The 16522-nt window shown below is 53.8% G+C and carries 19 protein-coding genes; all 19 read left to right on the plus strand.

Annotated elements, in window-relative coordinates:
- Window positions 1–66: 66 nt before the first annotated feature.
- The 19 genes from prsW (at window position 67) to KNP79_RS01690 (ending at window position 16512) form a co-directional block, all read left to right on the plus strand.
- Entirely contained in the window at window positions 67–723 is a 657-nt protein-coding gene (gene prsW, locus KNP79_RS01600) for a glutamic-type intramembrane protease PrsW (protein ID WP_034777310.1), read from the plus strand.
- Window positions 724–743: 20 nt separating this feature from the next.
- Window positions 744–1409, plus strand: a complete 666-nt coding sequence (locus KNP79_RS01605) for a flagellar brake protein (RefSeq protein ID WP_214823233.1) — start codon at window positions 744–746, stop codon at window positions 1407–1409.
- A 74-nt stretch (window positions 1410–1483) separates the two neighbouring features.
- On the plus strand, window positions 1484–2161 hold the full coding sequence (gene cmk, locus KNP79_RS01610) for a (d)CMP kinase (RefSeq protein WP_034777312.1): 678 nt from the start codon (window positions 1484–1486) through the stop codon (window positions 2159–2161).
- Window positions 2158–2781, plus strand: a complete 624-nt coding sequence (locus KNP79_RS01615; RefSeq protein ID WP_034777314.1) for a lysophospholipid acyltransferase family protein — start codon at window positions 2158–2160, stop codon at window positions 2779–2781. Before cmk ends, KNP79_RS01615 begins: the two co-directional genes overlap by 4 nt.
- A 140-nt stretch (window positions 2782–2921) precedes the next feature.
- Window positions 2922–4070 (plus strand): 30S ribosomal protein S1, encoded by a 1149-nt coding sequence (rpsA, locus tag KNP79_RS01620; RefSeq protein ID WP_034777315.1) that lies wholly within the window; start codon window positions 2922–2924, stop codon window positions 4068–4070.
- A 129-nt stretch (window positions 4071–4199) separates the two neighbouring features.
- Complete coding sequence (gene der, locus KNP79_RS01625; RefSeq protein WP_034777316.1) at window positions 4200–5510, plus strand: ribosome biogenesis GTPase Der; 1311 nt, start codon at window positions 4200–4202, stop codon at window positions 5508–5510.
- Between the two features lie 17 nt (window positions 5511–5527).
- Window positions 5528–6571, plus strand: coding sequence for an NAD(P)H-dependent glycerol-3-phosphate dehydrogenase (locus KNP79_RS01630; RefSeq protein WP_215190911.1), 1044 nt, complete (start codon window positions 5528–5530; stop codon window positions 6569–6571).
- Between the two features lie 38 nt (window positions 6572–6609).
- Entirely contained in the window at window positions 6610–6852 is a 243-nt protein-coding gene (locus KNP79_RS01635) for a DUF2768 domain-containing protein (protein ID WP_251127498.1), read from the plus strand.
- 3 nt (window positions 6853–6855) lie between these two features.
- Entirely contained in the window at window positions 6856–7566 is a 711-nt protein-coding gene (locus tag KNP79_RS01640) for a hypothetical protein (RefSeq protein ID WP_034777320.1), read from the plus strand.
- A gap of 109 nt (window positions 7567–7675) precedes the next feature.
- Complete coding sequence (locus tag KNP79_RS01645) at window positions 7676–7948, plus strand: HU family DNA-binding protein (protein WP_021067196.1); 273 nt, start codon at window positions 7676–7678, stop codon at window positions 7946–7948.
- 127 nt (window positions 7949–8075) lie between these two features.
- A complete protein-coding gene (locus tag KNP79_RS01650; protein WP_034777321.1) occupies window positions 8076–8648 on the plus strand; it encodes a heptaprenyl diphosphate synthase component 1 in 573 nt (190 codons plus the stop codon).
- Window positions 8649–8668: 20 nt separating this feature from the next.
- Window positions 8669–9370, plus strand: coding sequence for a demethylmenaquinone methyltransferase (locus tag KNP79_RS01655; protein ID WP_034777322.1), 702 nt, complete (start codon window positions 8669–8671; stop codon window positions 9368–9370).
- Window positions 9371–9400: 30 nt separating this feature from the next.
- Window positions 9401–10336, plus strand: a complete 936-nt coding sequence (locus KNP79_RS01660) for a polyprenyl synthetase family protein (RefSeq protein WP_251132840.1) — start codon at window positions 9401–9403, stop codon at window positions 10334–10336.
- A gap of 91 nt (window positions 10337–10427) precedes the next feature.
- Complete coding sequence (gene ndk / locus KNP79_RS01665) at window positions 10428–10844, plus strand: nucleoside-diphosphate kinase (RefSeq protein WP_215190913.1); 417 nt, start codon at window positions 10428–10430, stop codon at window positions 10842–10844.
- Between the two features lie 117 nt (window positions 10845–10961).
- Window positions 10962–11741 carry a CheR family methyltransferase gene (locus tag KNP79_RS01670; RefSeq protein ID WP_034779832.1) on the plus strand — a complete coding sequence of 260 codons (780 nt, stop codon included), beginning with the start codon at window positions 10962–10964 and terminating at the stop codon, window positions 11739–11741.
- A gap of 10 nt (window positions 11742–11751) precedes the next feature.
- Entirely contained in the window at window positions 11752–12912 is a 1161-nt protein-coding gene (gene aroC / locus KNP79_RS01675) for a chorismate synthase (protein ID WP_138859563.1), read from the plus strand.
- Window positions 12906–13952 carry a 3-dehydroquinate synthase gene (locus KNP79_RS01680; protein WP_215190914.1) on the plus strand — a complete coding sequence of 349 codons (1047 nt, stop codon included), beginning with the start codon at window positions 12906–12908 and terminating at the stop codon, window positions 13950–13952. Before aroC ends, KNP79_RS01680 begins: the two co-directional genes overlap by 7 nt.
- A 1-nt stretch (window position 13953) precedes the next feature.
- Window positions 13954–15204: a 3-phosphoshikimate 1-carboxyvinyltransferase gene (gene aroA, locus KNP79_RS01685; RefSeq protein WP_215190915.1), complete on the plus strand. Its 1251-nt coding sequence runs from the start codon at window positions 13954–13956 to the stop codon at window positions 15202–15204.
- A gap of 36 nt (window positions 15205–15240) precedes the next feature.
- On the plus strand, window positions 15241–16512 hold the full coding sequence (locus KNP79_RS01690; RefSeq protein ID WP_215190916.1) for a tetratricopeptide repeat protein: 1272 nt from the start codon (window positions 15241–15243) through the stop codon (window positions 16510–16512).
- Window positions 16513–16522: the final 10 nt, after the last annotated feature.

Genomic DNA, 16522 nt, shown 5'->3' on the forward strand with positions numbered 1-16522 from the left:
GGTGCGACCTACTTTTTCTTTCCTCTATTTCAGTGTATGCTTAACGTGAGAAAGGAGAGATGCATCATGATTGCAATCGCCTTGTCTGCGGTTGCGCCAGGGTTCGCCCTTCTTTCCTACTTCTATCTCCGGCATGAATTGGAAGCGGAACCGCTCGGCTATGTGATCCGTTCGTTCGTCGCCGGGGCCATTCTCGTCTTTCCGATCATGTTCGTGCAGTATGCGTTCGTGGAAGAAGGGGTGCTCGTGGGCCCGTTTTGGAAGGCGTTCGTGGCCACCGCGCTATTAGAAGAGTTTTTTAAGTGGTTCATGATTTATTATACAATATACATACATAAAGTCTTTGATGATTACTACGACGGGATTCTCTATGCGGTCGCCTGTTCACTCGGCTTTGCCACGTTAGAGAATTTTCTATATTTATGGGTGTACGACTCGATTGAAATCGCCATTTGGCGTGCTGTGTTGCCGGTGAGCGGGCATGCGCTCTTCGCTGTCGTGATGGGGTTTTGCCTCGGCCGGGCCAAACATTCCGCCCATGAGCGCTTCTGGCTGTTCACGGCCGTCATGGCGGCGACATTGTTGCATGGCATGTTCGACTATATCTTGCTCGTCGAACCGATGAACAAAGTGCCGGCTGTCGTCTACATCGTCGTTCTTTGGATGGTCGCGCTTTTGCTCGTGCGGACCGCCAATCGCTCCAACCATCGCCAGTACAAATAGAATAAAAGGGGAATCGTTTCATGTTAAAAGTAGGACAAGAGTTACGGGTAGAAGTCGAAGGGAGAAAAGAAGGAAAGACAAAAATCGCGGCTATCAACGACCAAGTCGTCTGGATCGAGTCCCCGAGTGAGACGGATACCTTAAAGACGTTTTTCTTGCACGAGGACGAATCGATGCGTGTCTATTTCTTCGTAGGAGAAGAGCAGCTCTATGCGTTTGATACGGTCATAACGAGACGGGTGAGCGATGCGCAACTGACGCTTCGCTACGCCTTCGCGTTGCCGGATGAAAAGAAAATCAAGCGCGTGCAGCGCCGTGAATATTTACGTGTCCCTGAAATGATCAATGTGACCGTATCCGCCGAGGACGGCCAGGCGTTCCCATCGTTTGAGACGACGTCGCTCGACGTGTCGGCCGGCGGTATGCGAATCGTGGCTAACCGAGCTCCGGTCGCGGTCGACGAGTCGATCATCGTCACGTTCCATATTAATGATGACCGGGGCGTGCCGCAGACGTTCCGCGTCAAGAGCCGCCTCGTCCGCATCCATGAACAGACGGCCAAACAAGAGTTGTCGCTTTGCTTTGAAGAGTTATCACACCGGGACCAGGAGACGATTTTACGTTATTGCTTCCGAGCCCAGCTCGAAGCGAGAAAACGGACCGGCTCCGTATTTTCTTCACGATAAAAAACTGGTATGATGTTCTCGGAACAAATGACCGAGAGGAGGCGGGTATCGGGATGAGCCGATACCCAATTTTTATGAATAAACCATTACAAATCGCATTAGATGGACCGGCTGGGGCCGGCAAGAGCACGATCGCGAAAACGCTCGCTAAAAAACTAGGATACGTCTATATCGATACGGGTGCGATTTATCGCGCCGTCACGTATCGCGCGCTTCAAGACGGCGTCGGTCTCGAAGACGGTCCGATGCTCGCTGAGATGATCGACAAGATGGATTTACGTCTCGTCCCGTCTGAGAACGGTCAACGCGTGTTCGATGGCACGGAAGAAGTGACCGATGTCATCCGGACGAGCGAAGTGACGAACAACGTCAGTTTCGTCGCGCGCCAGCCGGAAGTACGGGCTGCCCTTATGGATTTACAGCGTGACCTCGCGAGTAAAGGCGGAATCGTCATGGACGGCCGTGATATCGGCACGCACGTCTTACCAGGCGCCGACTTGAAAGTGTTCATGACGGCGACGGTCGAAGAACGGGCCCGCCGTCGCCACGAAGAGAACGTGGCGAAAGGGTTGCCGAGCGACCTCGGACAGTTACAGCTTGAGATTGCCCTCCGCGACAAGCGCGACTCGGAACGAGAGGTCGCTCCGCTTCGCCAAGCGGACGACGCGCACTACCTCGACACGACCGAGCTGTCGATCGACGGGGTCGTCGAGGCGATCGAGCAATTGATGAAGCAGGTGATTGAACGATGAGACCACTCAACAATGGGCCGTTCGGCATGTATCGTCTCGCGGTGGGCGTCGTCAATATCATTCGCCGGTTGAGTTTTCGCGTCGAATATATCGGACGGGAAAACGTCCCGCTCGACGGGTCGATGATCGTCTGTTCAAACCATCAATCGAACTGGGACCCGGTACTTCTCGCCGGGGCGATGCCGAAACAACGCCAGCTCCGCTTCTTTGCGAAAAAAGAGTTGTTTGAAGTCCCGGTATTGAAACATATCTTGAACCGCGCTGGTCAAATCCCTGTGTCACGCGGAGAAGGCGACCGCCAGGCACTCCGTGTCGTCTTGCAAAAGTTGAAGGAAGACGAGGTCATCTCGATCTTTCCGGAAGGGACACGCTCGAAAGACGGGACGCTCGGCAAAGCCCAGGCCGGAGTCGGGTTCTTTGCGCTCCGCTCGGACGCCTCGGTGCTTCCGGTAGCCATCATCGGCACATATAAGTTCCGTTCGAAGCTTAAAGTCGTGATCGGCAAGCCAGTCGACTTGAGCGGGCTAAAAGCGGAGAAGGCGAGTGCTCAAACCGCGGCCGATTTGATTATGGCGACGATCGGTGATTTGTACATGCAGCATTCACGGAACGTTCGTTAATTTCAGGTTTAATCTCGCGCCAGGAAAGGAACTAACCTGATAACACCTTGACAAATCTTTCGAATTATAAGAAGTTTATACTAGGTGTAAGCGCCTTAGGGCGTTCCTTTTTGTACTCATCGTGAGGGGGTAGTGTTGGAATGGTCGAAGAAATGAAAGATATGCCTGATTTTGAGATTAATCGAGGTCAAATTGTGACCGGTACTGTCGTCAAAATCGAGGACAAACAAGCGTTGATCGATATCGGTTATAAAACCGAGGCAATTTTACCAATCAGCGAAGTATCAAGCATGCATTTAGACGATTTAAACGAATCACTCCATGTTAACGACGAAATCCGTGTCAAAGTGAAAAAGGTCACGGACGAAGAGGTGGTCGTTTCGAAGAAAGACGTGGATGCCGAGGCAGCTTGGGATCAAATCGTCGAGAAATTCGAATCTGGCGAAGTGTTCGAGGTCATGGTAAAAGACAAGGTCAAAGGTGGTCTTGTCGTTGACATCGGTATCCGTGGATTTATCCCGGCTTCGCTCGTAGAAAACCACTTTGTCGAAGACTTCTCATCCTACTTGAATAAACCGATTACGGTTAAAGTCGTCGAGATTGACCGCGAGAAAAATCGCGTCATCTTGTCGCATAAAGCGGTTGCTGAAGCTGAAATGAGCGCGAAGAAAGCGGAGACGCTCGAATCGCTCGAGGTCGGTCAAATCATCGAAGGGACGGTTCAACGTCTCACTGATTTCGGTGCATTCGTCGATATCGGCGGCGTCGACGGACTCGTCCACATTTCGGAAATGGCCCATAGCCGGGTAGAGAAACCGAGCGATGTTGTGACTGAAGGAGACAAAGTCAAAGTGAAAGTGCTTGGACTTGACCTCGACAACGAGAAAGTGAAGTTGTCGATCAAAGAGACGCAACCTGGACCGTGGGAATCGGTGGAAGGTAAAATTCAACCGGGCGACGTGATCGACGGGAAAGTCAAACGTCTCGTGACGTTCGGTGCTTTCGTCGAAGTCGCGCCGCAAGTCGAAGGTTTGCTGCACATCTCGCAGATTGCGAACCGACACATCGCGACGCCGTCTGAAGTGTTGTCAGAAGGCCAAGACGTGAAAGTGAAAGTGCTCGATGTCCATCTTGATGAGAAGAAAATCTCACTCTCGATGCGTGCGCTCGAGTCGAGTGATTCGACGCGTGAAGACGCGGACCAATCGCTGCTTGACGAGTATAGTGACCAAGGAGGGTTCTCTGTCTCTGAATTGACAGGAGAAGAGACCTCGGACGATTCTAAATAAGACGGTCGTTCAAGCGGGAGCCAGACTCCCGCTTCTTTTTGTATGGTCACGGAAATAGCGCTGTGATATGATAGTACAGTTGCAATTAGAAACGATCAGTTATTGAATGAAAGTTAGAGAGGTGTTTATATGGGAATTCCAGCAGTGGCCATCGTAGGCCGCCCGAATATTGGGAAATCCACGATTTTTAACCGGATTATCGGAGATCGCGTGTCGATCGTCGATGATAAACCGGGGGTAACACGCGACCGCATTTATGGGACGGGTGAGTGGTTGAACCGTAAGTTTCATTTAATCGATACAGGCGGGATCGAGGTCGGTGATGAGCCGCTTCTCGTTCAAATGCGCCACCAGGCCGAGCTTGCGATCGATGAGGCGGACGTCATCATTTTCATGGTGAACGGACGCGAAGGCATTACAGCGGCAGACGAAGAAGTGGCGAACTTGTTGTTCCGTTCGAACAAACCGATCGTCCTCGCCGTCAACAAAGTCGATAACTTCGAGATGCGCGAACTCATGTATGAGTTCTATTCGCTCGGATTCGGCGACCCGTTCCCGATTTCGGGGACACACGGACTCGGGCTTGGAGACTTGCTCGACAAAGTTCTCGATTTGGCGCCAGATAAAGATGACTATGAATACAATGAAGAAGTCATCCAGTTCTCGCTCATCGGACGTCCGAACGTTGGGAAATCGAGCTTGACGAATGCGATTCTCGGTGAAGAACGCGTCATCGTCTCGGATATCGCGGGGACGACTCGTGATGCGATCGATACACCGTTCACACGGGATGGACAAGAGTACGTCATCATCGATACGGCCGGTATGCGTAAACGCGGAAAAGTGTATGAATCAACCGAGCGTTATAGCGTCATGCGTGCCCAAAAGGCAATCGAACGTTCGAACGTAGTCCTCGTCGTCATCGACGGCGAAGAAGGCATCATCGAACAAGACAAACGTGTCGCCGGCCTCGCCCACGAAGCGGGGAAAGCCATCGTGCTCGTCGTCAACAAGTGGGATGCCGTCGACAAAGACGATAAGACGATGAAGAAGATGGAAGAGAAGATTCGTAAAGAGTTCTTGTTCCTCGACTACGCGCCGATCGTATTCTTGTCGGCTCTCACGTCGAAACGTCTTCAGACGTTGCTTCCGGTCATCAAGGAAGTGGCCGAGTCGCACCGTCGTCGGATCTCGACGAGCGTGTTGAACGACGTCATCGTCGACGCGGTCGCGATGAACCCGACACCGACGGACAAAGGACAGCGACTCAAGATCAATTACGCGACGCAAGTGGCCATCGAGCCGCCGACGTTCGTGTTGTTCGTCAACGACCCAGAGTTGCTTCACTTCTCGTACAAACGTTATCTAGACAACCAGATTCGTCGCGCATTTGACTTCACTGGTACACCGATTCATATCGTGGCGCGTCAGAAAAACTAGTAATGGGGGTGCCTTCTATGGCAAAAGTTGCTGTCATCGGCGCAGGGAGCTGGGGAACGGCGTTATCACTCGTCCTCGCTGACAACGGACACGACGTCCTGCTTTATGGACGTGAAGAAGAGCATGTGCATGAAATCAATACCGACCACACGAATTCGACGTATTTGAAAGATGCGCCGTTACCGACCTCGATTCGAGCGACGACGGACTTGGCAGAAGCGGTCGCCGACCGCTCCATCGTGTTCCTCGTCGTCCCGAGCTCGGCGATTCGTCCGGTGTCTCGTGAGTTGAACGCACTTCTCACAGAGCCGGCCGTTCTCGTCCACGCCGCTAAAGGGATCGAACCGAAGACGCACAAACGTCTGTCGGAGATCATCGCCGAAGAAATCGATCCGGCGAAACGCCGGGCCATCGGTGTTTTGACCGGCCCGACCCACGCGGAAGAAGTGGCGGTCCGTAAATTGACGACCATCACAATCGCCTGCGAGGATTTGGACGTGGCCGATGAGATTCAAGAGTTGCTCACGAACGATCAGTTCCGGGTGTATTTGAACTCGGACGTCATCGGAGCGGAGTATGGTGGTGCCCTTAAAAACATCATCGCGCTCGCTGCGGGGATGACGGACGGCCTCGGTTACGGCGATAATGCCAAAGCGGCCCTCATGACGCGCGGGATCGTCGAAATCGCGCGACTCGGGGTCAAACTCGGTGCCAACCCGGCCTCGTTCTCGGGATTGACCGGGATTGGTGATTTAATCGTCACGGCCACGTCTCAGCATAGCCGTAACTGGCGTGCCGGGAATGCGATCGGCCGCGGTGAAAAACTCGAGGACGTGCTCGGTCATATGGGCATGGTCGTCGAAGGTGTTCGTGCCTGTGAGGCGGCGCATACGCTCGCTCGGGAAGCCGGTGTCGAGATGCCGATCACGGAAGCCCTTTACAACGTATTGTTCGAAGGCAAGAGCCCGCATGATGAAGTACAAAAGTTAATGAGACGCCCGCAAAAGCATGAGATGGAAGAAGTATTCCATTTCGAAGGCGGCGAAGAGCAAAGGGACTGACGTTTTCGTTCAGTTCCTTTGTTTTTTTTGCTACACTTATGTACGGAGAAAGAATTAAAGAGAAAGTCGAGGGGATAGACGTGACACCGTCACTCATCAAGATGTGGATTTCATTTGCGGGGATTGGAGCGTTTGCCATCGCCGCGCTCATGGTGGCAATCAGCCATACGAAGCTATCGGGATGGTTCGCGGCGCTCGTCCGCGTCATCGCATTCGTCATATTTTTATTTGGAACGATCATCATGATTTATGTGGTCGCTTCAGGACCGACAGGAGGATAACACGTGAAACGGATTTTGTTGGTCGCTAGTCTTTTGGCGGCGACCGTGCTCAGTGGATGTATGTTCCCGGACTCGAACCGGGTCGATAACGTGCCGTATGAAGATCAATTGACGTCGGTCCAGACGGCCGTTGATTCGTTCAAAGAGACGACCGGTGTCTTGCCAATCAAAACGAAACCGGCTGAAACGCCTCTCATGGAGCGTTACCCGATCGAATTCGCCCGTCTCGTGCCTGGTTATTTGGCCGATCCGCCGGCGAACAGTTTCGAAGGGGGCGGCTTGTTCTTATACGTCCTTGTCGACGCCGAGACCGAGCCTACGGTCAAGCTCATTGATTTGCGCGTGACCGAACGGTTGCAAACGTTACAGACGAACATTAACGCCTTTCGGGCCAAAGAAGGGAAATTTCCGTTTGACGGGTCGGTCGGTAAGAATCAATTCACGATCGACTATGACCTCATCTTCGTCTCAGAAGAACCGACGGTCCCGAGTCCATACACCGATACCGAGTTGCCAATCTATGTCGACGGGACCGGGCAATTATTTGTCGATTACCGGACCGACCTCGAAGCCGCCCTTGAGAACACGGATGTAGAGCCGAAAGTCGGGGAAGACATTCGGTATTTGCTCTATAATGACTCCCCGTTCGCCCCTGCTTATTCGCAAGGGTACACGATTAATGAACAAGGTGAGGTCGAGTTTTTAAACAACTGATCGTCGGAACGGGTCGAATATGGGCTTTTCACTTAAAAAATGTTGTCATATCAACGTTTGTACGATATGATTAATCCCGTAAACTCCCTGTGAGAGGAGGTGAATCGTGATGAACAAAACTGAATTGATCCAAGCAGTTGCGGAGAAAGCCAACGTTTCGAAAAAAGAAGCTACACAAGTTGTAGAAGCTACATTCGAATCTATCACTGAAGCACTCCAAAACGGTGATAAAATTCAATTGATCGGTTTTGGTACTTTTGAAGTTCGTGAACGTGCTGCCCGTAAAGGCCGTAACCCACGTACGAAAGAAGATATCGAAATCCCGGCGAGCAAAGTTCCTGCCTTCAAAGCAGGTAAAGCGCTCAAAGATGCGGTCAAATAATGTGCAATACATAAGTCGCCGAAAGGCGGCTTTTTTTGTGGTGGAAAGCGAGTTCACATGGCGTGAATGTGACAAAAATGTGCTATACTATGTCAGAATGACAACGAAGAGGACGAGGGGGGATAGCATGGAACAGATGACATACGAAACCGTTGTCACCGACCTTGCTCGTCAAATCGAAGAACGCATGACCCATCCGTATTTGACGAGACACGAGATTGTACCCGCAGTCGACATGCCTTTACTTCGTTGGATGGTCGAGATGATTGAAATCGAATCGAATCAACAACGTCAGCTCGTGCTTGCGACGTATTTTGCGCACCAAGCGCTCGAACTGCACGATCAAGTAAAGGATAGTCCGAACGGATCGCTCGAGCGGCAATTGAAAGTGCTCGCCGGCGATTATGCCTCGGCTCAATTTTATAAAATTCTGGCCCTGTTTCCTGCCGATTATAGCAATCGCTTCGGCCGGACGGTCCAGCTCGTCAATGGGGCGAAATGTACACTTGCGTTAGACGCAGACGTACCTGTCACGACGTGGATGGAAGCGAACTTCGGATTGATCAAAACGTTTTCTGAAGTGATCGGTCAGGCTTACTTGACCGCATACGGAAAAACGATCATCGAACGAAAGGCGGCGGAACTGCGCCAAGAACAACGAGAACAGCTATCGACGCTCCTGGCGCACGCTGTCGCTTAGAACGGAAAGGATGTTACGTATTGCAACCGAAAGAAAAAGAGCAAAAAGTATATGACGTGTTTCAATCAATCTCACCGAGCTACGATACGATGAACTCGATCATCAGCTTCCGTTTGCATAAATGGTGGCGCAAAGCGACAATGCGTCGCATGCAAGTGTTCCCAGGGGCTAAATGTCTCGACGTCTGTTGCGGGACGGCTGATTGGACGATTCAACTCGCCGAGGCGGCCGGTAATACCGGTGTCGTCAAAGGTCTCGATTTCTCCGAGAACATGCTCGCGGTCGGACAAGAGAAAGTGGAAGAATATCCGACGATCGAACTCATCCATGGTAACGCGATGGCGTTGCCGTTCGGCGATCACTCGTTCGACTATGTGACAATCGGTTTTGGTCTTCGCAACGTTCCGGACTATATGACGGTGCTCCGTGAGATGCACCGGGTGTTGAAGCCGGGTGGTACGGTCGTCTGTCTCGAGACGAGCCAACCGACGGCACCACTCTTCAGCGAGCTATACCGATTTTATTTTGGGTCGGTCATGCCACTGTTCGGTAAAGTGTTTGCCGGCTCGTATGATCAATATAAGTGGCTCCAAGAATCGACCGATCAATTCCCGGACCGGTTGACACTAAAACGGATGTTTGAGACGGCAGGATTCGAACAAGTCGAAGTGAAGGCGTTCTCCGGCGGTGCGTGTGCCATGCACTTAGGAAAGAAGTGGTGACCGATGTCTTTGAAGCGACTTTATCGCCACATGAACCGAGAGATTGAACAGATTGACCGGTTCTTGTCGACGCGAGTCCAAACCGATCATCCGGTCATCGAAGCGGCTTCGAAACAACTGTTAGACGCGGGCGGGAAGCGGATTCGGCCGGCGTTCGTCCTGCTTAGCGCCGGATTCGGACAGACGAAAGACATCCGATTGACGAAAGTGGCGGCGAGTCTAGAATTGATTCATATGGCCTCGCTCGTTCATGACGACGTCATCGATGACGCCACATTGCGCCGCGGCAAACCGACCGTCATGGAACGTTACGATGAACGGGTCGCGATGTACACCGGTAATACGTTGTTCGGTGAAGCGATTCGGCTCGTCTCTGAGATCGATTCCCCAGACGTGATGCAAATCATGGCTGATACGATGGAACTGATCTGTGTCGGGGAAATCAATCAAATCCAAGATCAATATGACTGGGCCCAGTCTCCGAAACGATATCTCGACCGCATCGCCCGCAAGACGGCGCTGTTGATCGAGACGAGTTGTGCGGCTGGTGCCGTCGTCTCGGGAGCCTCTCCTGACGTTGTCAAACAGCTGCGGTTGTTCGGCTATGATATCGGGATGGCGTTTCAAATGACGGACGACTTGCTCGACTTCACCGCAAAAAGTTTCCAACTCGGAAAACCGGTCGGTGAAGATTTGAAACACGGTCATAAAACGCTTCCGCTCTTCTATTCAGCGGAAAATCCGGAATTTTTCGATCGGTTGCAACAAGTCAGTCATTCGTCTGATTATGCTTTGACGCACACGCTCGTTCGTGAAGTGCAACGCAACGGGGCGCTCGAGCGGAGCCAACGGACGATCGACCGTTATGTGAACCGGGCGATCCGACGTCTTGACGGGTTACCGGACGTGGCCGACAAACGCTCCCTCATCGAGATTGCCGAGTACATCGGGAAACGAAAATGGTAATCGGCACCTTGTAAACCCTTTCAATAATGGTGATGACCGTGTAAACTAATAACGTACATGGTACACATATCGATTTAGGGGGATTAGGGGAATGGAAAAAACATTTTTAATGGTGAAACCGGATGGCGTGAAACGTGGATTGATTGGGGAAATCATCTCGCGCTTCGAACAAAAAGGCTATACGTTGAATCGTCTTGAACTGTTGACACCATCAGTGGAAGTTGCACAATCGCATTATGAGGAACATAAGGAAAAGCCGTTCTTTGGAGAGCTAGTCGACTTTTTAACGTCTGGTCCTGTTGTGGCGATGGAATGGGAAGGCGAGAATATCGTCGCCGTCTCTCGGTTGATGATCGGGAAGACGAACCCGCTTGACGCACAACCTGGAACGATTCGTGGCGACTTGGCCTCGACGATGTCACAAAACGTCATCCATGGTTCAGATAGCGTGGAGAGCGCAGAGCGTGAATTGTCACTCTGGTTCGCCACTGAAGCATCACACGTTTGATGACGATAAAAGGGACGGGGGCCTCCTGTCCCTTTTTATATTGGGATTGAAGCGCTCTCACTCGTTTTGGCACGACATGATCTAGGAGAAGAGAAAGAATTGAGGTTGGAACTGGTGATAAATGATTATGCCATCTTCGTTAAAAAGTTTTATTTGAAGTCAGGGATCGACTTGAATTTATATAAAGAGGCTCAGATGAAGCGGCGGATGATCGCGCTTCGTGAGAAGAAAGGGTATGCCACGTTCATCGAGTATTTCAAAGCGATGGAAGCGGATCGAGGATTGTACGATGAGTTTTTAGACCGCATGACGATCAACGTGAGCGAGTTTTATCGGAACCCCGTCCGCTGGCAGCAGCTTGAGACGGATATCTTACCCGAGCTCATCCGAAAAAGCCAAGGCAAATTGCGTGTCTGGAGCGCGGCCTGTTCGACCGGAGAAGAGCCGTACTCGTTAGCGATGCTATTATCGAAACATTTGTCACCCGCCCAGTTCACGATCACGGCGACGGACCTAGATGATGTGGTGATCGAAAAAGCGAAGCAAGGCAAGTACCATGAGCGGGCGCTCGTCGACTTGCCCCCTGATTTTCGGCAGCGTTATTTCACTCGCCGTGGGGACGACTATTACATCACAGAAGACATCAAGAAATTGGTGACGTTTAAAAAACATAACTTGTTGGCCGACGTGTACGAGCGGAATTTTGATTTGATCGTCTGTCGCAACGTCTTGATTTATTTCACCGAGGAAGCGAAAGAGAAAGTTTATAAATCATTCCACCGTTCGCTTCGCCCGGGCGGGATCCTTTTCGTCGGAGGCACGGAGCAAATCTTTCAACCGAAACGGTATGGCTACAAGATGAAACAAAGTTTCTTCTACGAAAAATTTGAAGAGTGAGGTGGCGCACATGCGTTATTTGACGGCAGGAGAATCGCACGGTCCCGGACTCTCGATCATCATCGAGGGCGTGCCGGCCGGGCTTGAAGTCGACGTGCAGGCAATCAATGACGAGCTTGCCAAACGGCAATCGGGTTATGGACGCGGCCGGCGCATGCAAATTGAATCAGACCGAATCGAGGTGAGGGCCGGTATTCGTCACGGGGTGACGACAGGGGCCCCTATTTCGTTTTGGATCGAGAACAAGGACCATACCCATTGGCGGAACGTCATGCAGGCCGAACCGGTCGACGCGGATGTTGAAATCAAGCGTCGCGTCGTCCGGCCACGGCCGGGTCATGCCGACCTCGTCGGCGGACTGAAGTATGACCATCGCGACCTGCGAGACGTGCTCGAACGCTCGAGCGCTCGAGAGACGGCGGCCCGTGTCGCTGTCGGGGCACTTAGCAAGCAACTGCTCGCTGCGGTCGGCATGTCACTCGTGAGCTATGTCAAAGTAATCGGTGGTGTCACGGCCGAGACATCATACGAGTCGCTCGACACGTTGCACGCCGCGATTGAGGCGTCGCCGGTCCGGACGATGGATGAGGCGGCAGGTCAGGCGATGATGAATCGAATCGACGAGGCGAAAGCTGCCGGTGATTCGCTCGGCGGTGTCGTCTGTACGGAAGTGCATGGCGTCATCCCAGGGCTCGGGTCGTATGTCCAATACGACCGAAAACTCGACGCGGCCATCGCCCGAGCCGTCATGAGCGTCAACGCGATTAAAGGGGTCGCGTTCGGGGATGGGTTCGAGATGGCGTATCGACCAGGCTCTGAAGTCATGGACCCGATCGCCTATGGCCCGGACGGTTATACGCGGCTGAGCAACCATCTCGGTGGTTTCGAAGGCGGGATGACGACGGGCATGCCGATCGTCTGTACGGCTGTGATGAAGCCAATCCCGACGCTATATAAACCGCTCCAATCCGTCGATATCGACACGAAAGAACCGTTTCTCGCGCAAATCGAACGGAGTGACGCCTGCGCCGTCCCAGCCGCCTCGCTCGTCGTGGAGGCCGTCGTCGCGTTTGAGCTCGCCCGCGAGTTATGCGAGACGTTCGGACATGACACGGTCAACCGGATCCAGTCACGTGTCGCCGCATACCGAGAGGAGATTCGGACGTGGTGACGCTCCATGTGAACGCCTCGACCCCGTACGACGTCACAATTGAACGAGGGGACGCCTGGCTCGACCGCGTCCCTTACTTCTCGTGCTCCACCGTCTGGGTGGTCACAGATGAGACGGTCGACCGGTTGCACGGAAGTGCGTTCCGGGACCGGCTCGCGCATAAACATCGGAACGTCGTCTGGTCGGTCGTCCGCCCGGGTGACGGCTCGAAGTCGCTCGACACGATTGAACGGCTCGTCACGGACGGATTGACGGGCGGTTGTGACCGGGATACGCTCGTCGTGGCATTCGGAGGTGGTATGGTCGGGGATTTAGCCGGCTTTTTAGCGAGCGTCTATATGCGCGGTGTGCGTTACATACAAGTGCCGACGACGATTCTCGCGCATGACTCGGCCGTCGGCGGGAAAGTCGCGGTGAACCATCCGCTCGCGAAAAATGCGATCGGTGCCTTCTATCAACCGGCGGGCGTCCACTATAACGTGGACCGTCTCGAGACGTTGTCCGCGCGGGACGTCTTGAGCGGGCTCGGTGAATTGATTAAGCACGCCTATCTGTCACGTTACGTCCTCGGTCACTCGTTCGAGGTGGAGTTGTTCAATGCTTTGGCACAAGGACCGCTCGATTGGGAAACGTGGCTCGCACGAGGGATCGAAGTGAAGCGATTAGTCGTCGAGGCCGATGAACGCGAACAAGGCGTGAGGGCGTGGCTGAATTTCGGTCATACGTTCGGGCATGCGTTGGAGTCGGCTGAGGCATACCGGTTGTCGCACGGGGAAGCGATTCTCTACGGGATGGTGTACGCCTTCCTCGTCTCCGGCGACGAGGAACGGGCCGAAACCCTCGCTTCATTCATGAGGCGGGAAGGCATCACAACGGTCAACTGGCAATCGTTTGACACGTATCTCGCAGGCATGGGACACGATAAAAAGAATCGGGACGGGCAGATCCGCTTCGTCCTGCTCGGCGCTGAGGTGACCGTTGCGAGCGTCACGGCCGAGCGACTCGCTGGAGCGTTCCATCAAATGAAAGGGTGGTTTTGACATGGGATTGAATGGATTCATACGGGTACCGAGTGACAAGTCGATCACGCATCGCGCTCTCTTGTTCGGGGCCGTGGCGACCGGGGAGACGACGATTTATGATCCACTCCTTGGCGAGGATTGCCGGTCGACGCTCGAGGCGATTCGGAGGTTAGGAGCGGAGGTCATCGAAGAGCCGGACCGTCTCCTCATCACGGGGGCGAAGACGCTCACATCGGCCGAACTCGATTGCGGGAACTCGGGCACGACGATGCGTCTTTTGACAGGGCTTCTCGCCGGTTACGATGGGGAGTTCACGCTTACCGGAGACGCCTCGCTCTCAAAACGTCCGATGCGTCGGGTGACGGATCCGCTCCGACAAATGGGCGCGGACCTCGACGGAGAGTTCGCCCCGATCCAAATTCACGGCCGGACGCTGGCGGGCATCGATTACACGTTGCCTGTCGCGAGCGCGCAAGTGAAGTCAGCGGTCCTGCTTGCGGGACTTCGTGCGACCGGACCGACAATCGTGCGCGAGCCCGTCTTATCGCGGGACCATACGGAACGCATGCTGCCTTTGTTCAGTGGGCAATTGGACATCACGGCAGAGGACGGTGTCCGAACGATCCGGTTAGCTCCATCCGTGCTCAAGGGGGCCACGGTGGCCGTTCCGGCCGATCCATCTTCGGCTGCCTTTTGGTGGGCCGGGGCGGCGCTCGTCCCGGGCAGTCGCGTCACGACGACCGACGTCTGTTTGAACGAGACACGAATCGGATTTTTACGTACGCTCGAACGGATGGGTGTGAAGACGGAAGTGACGAACGTTCGCACGCTCGGGGAAGAGTCGGTCGGCGACGTGACAGTGTCGACGAGTACACTTCACGGCATCCGCTTGGACGGGGATGCCATCCCGCACCAAATTGATGAATTACCGTTGTTCGCTCTCGTCGCGTCGCAAGCGACGAGTCCGTCATCGGTCCGGGACGCGGGCGAACTCCGAGTGAAAGAGACGGACCGGATTCAGACGGTCGTGCACGAACTCTCGGCACTCGGGGTCGATGTGCGCGAAACCGAGGACGGATTTGACGTCTATCCGAGCCGGTTGCACGGGGGTCATGTCTCCTCGCACGGGGATCATCGCTTGGCGATGATGCTCCAAATCGCGGACTTATTGACGACGGACCGTGTGACGATTGAACACGTCGAGGCAGCTGATGTAAGTTACCCACGATTCCGTGACGATTTACAACGCCTCGGCCGTGAGATAGAATAACGTCAATACGAGTAGCCGGTAGGAGGAATTATAAACATGTTAGACGAAATAGAATTGAATCATATTATTGAGATGCTCGAGAAAGGTGAGACCGAGCATGCCCTCATGCATCTCGAGTCGCTCGAGAAGGAAGGGTCGGACGAAGACCGTCTGGCCATCGCCGACATCTACCTCGAACTCGGGCTCGCCGATCGGGCCGTGAACGTACTCGCGGCACTCTACGTCGACTACGCGGGCAATCCGCACGTCGCCTTGTCACTAGCCGAGGCTTACTTGGACAGCGACCGGGAAGAAGAGGCGATCGCCGTCCTCGAAAAGATTGATACGACAGACAAGGAAGCGCATATGCGCAGCCTCGTCTTGCTCGCTGATCTCTATCAATCTCAAGGGTTGGATGAGGTCGCGGTGAAGAAATTGATGGAGGCGCTTGAGGCGAATCCAGACGAACCGCTCCTTATCTATGGCCTAGCCGAGTTGTATGCGTCGATCGGTTCATTCGAACAGGCGGTGCCGCTCTATGCCCGTCTGCCGCACTTGCGCTTGCCGGAAGAACTCGACTATCAGGCGGACTACGCCGAGGCGCTGACGATGATCGGCTCGTTCGAAGAGGCGCTCGATGAGTATGAGAAAGCAAACGACCGCAACTTGAATACCGTGTTCGGTCACGCGATGACCGCCCATCGCATCGGTCGCGATGAAATCGCCGTGAAGCAGTTCGAGTCACTCCGGGCGATGGACCCGGACTTCACGTCGCTCTACTTGCCCTATACGGAAGCGCTCGACGCGCTCGGCCGCTTCGAAGAGGCATTGGATGTGATTGATCAGGGAATCGACCGTGACGACTACAACGACGAGTTGCGGACGGTGAAGGCGAAGCTGTTCTTGAAGCAAGGGCGGACGGACGAGGCGGTCACGGAACTCCGGGAAGCGCTCGCGCTGAACCCGGAATCGCTCCAGGCGACCGAGCTCCTCTTATCAGTCTTATTCGAATCGGGTGACATGGAGGCCGTCCTCGAGACGATCGACACGCTCGAAGAGCATTCGACGTCTCCGCTCATGACCTGGTACAAAGCGAAGGCGGCCTATGAACTCGAGGACTACGATCAAGCCGTCACGTTATACGGGTCGATCGAGCAAGTTTATAAAGAGGACGTGTCATTTGCCATCGAATGGGCTACACTATTGATAGAAGAAGGACAGCGTGCCGAAGCGCAACGAGTGCTCGAGCAAACGCTTGCGCTCACCGTCGATGTCGACGACCGCCAAGTTCTGGAGGAGCGGCTCGAACGGTTGACGGACCACGATTAATCGATACAAA

This window comes from Exiguobacterium sp. s7 (genome assembly GCF_018618195.1).
Taxonomy (GTDB): Bacteria; Bacillota; Bacilli; order Exiguobacteriales; family Exiguobacteriaceae; genus Exiguobacterium; species Exiguobacterium mexicanum_A.

Bases quoted from the DNA above. Each gene is read 5' to 3' on its own strand.
- prsW (WP_034777310.1), top strand. From the start codon at position 67: ATGATTGCAATCGCCTTGTCTGCGGTTGCGCCAGGGTTCGCCCTTCTT.
- KNP79_RS01605 (WP_214823233.1), top strand. From the start codon at position 744: ATGTTAAAAGTAGGACAAGAGTTACGGGTAGAAGTCGAAGGGAGAAAA.
- cmk (WP_034777312.1), top strand. From the start codon at position 1,484: ATGAATAAACCATTACAAATCGCATTAGATGGACCGGCTGGGGCCGGC.
- KNP79_RS01615 (WP_034777314.1), top strand. From the start codon at position 2,158: ATGAGACCACTCAACAATGGGCCGTTCGGCATGTATCGTCTCGCGGTG.
- rpsA (WP_034777315.1), top strand. From the start codon at position 2,922: ATGGTCGAAGAAATGAAAGATATGCCTGATTTTGAGATTAATCGAGGT.
- der (WP_034777316.1), top strand. From the start codon at position 4,200: ATGGGAATTCCAGCAGTGGCCATCGTAGGCCGCCCGAATATTGGGAAA.
- KNP79_RS01630 (WP_215190911.1), top strand. From the start codon at position 5,528: ATGGCAAAAGTTGCTGTCATCGGCGCAGGGAGCTGGGGAACGGCGTTA.
- KNP79_RS01635 (WP_251127498.1), top strand. From the start codon at position 6,610: ATGTACGGAGAAAGAATTAAAGAGAAAGTCGAGGGGATAGACGTGACA.
- KNP79_RS01645 (WP_021067196.1), top strand. From the start codon at position 7,676: ATGAACAAAACTGAATTGATCCAAGCAGTTGCGGAGAAAGCCAACGTT.
- KNP79_RS01650 (WP_034777321.1), top strand. From the start codon at position 8,076: ATGGAACAGATGACATACGAAACCGTTGTCACCGACCTTGCTCGTCAA.
- KNP79_RS01660 (WP_251132840.1), top strand. From the start codon at position 9,401: ATGAACCGAGAGATTGAACAGATTGACCGGTTCTTGTCGACGCGAGTC.
- ndk (WP_215190913.1), top strand. From the start codon at position 10,428: ATGGAAAAAACATTTTTAATGGTGAAACCGGATGGCGTGAAACGTGGA.
- aroC (WP_138859563.1), top strand. From the start codon at position 11,752: ATGCGTTATTTGACGGCAGGAGAATCGCACGGTCCCGGACTCTCGATC.
- aroA (WP_215190915.1), top strand. From the start codon at position 13,954: ATGGGATTGAATGGATTCATACGGGTACCGAGTGACAAGTCGATCACG.
- KNP79_RS01690 (WP_215190916.1), top strand. From the start codon at position 15,241: ATGTTAGACGAAATAGAATTGAATCATATTATTGAGATGCTCGAGAAA.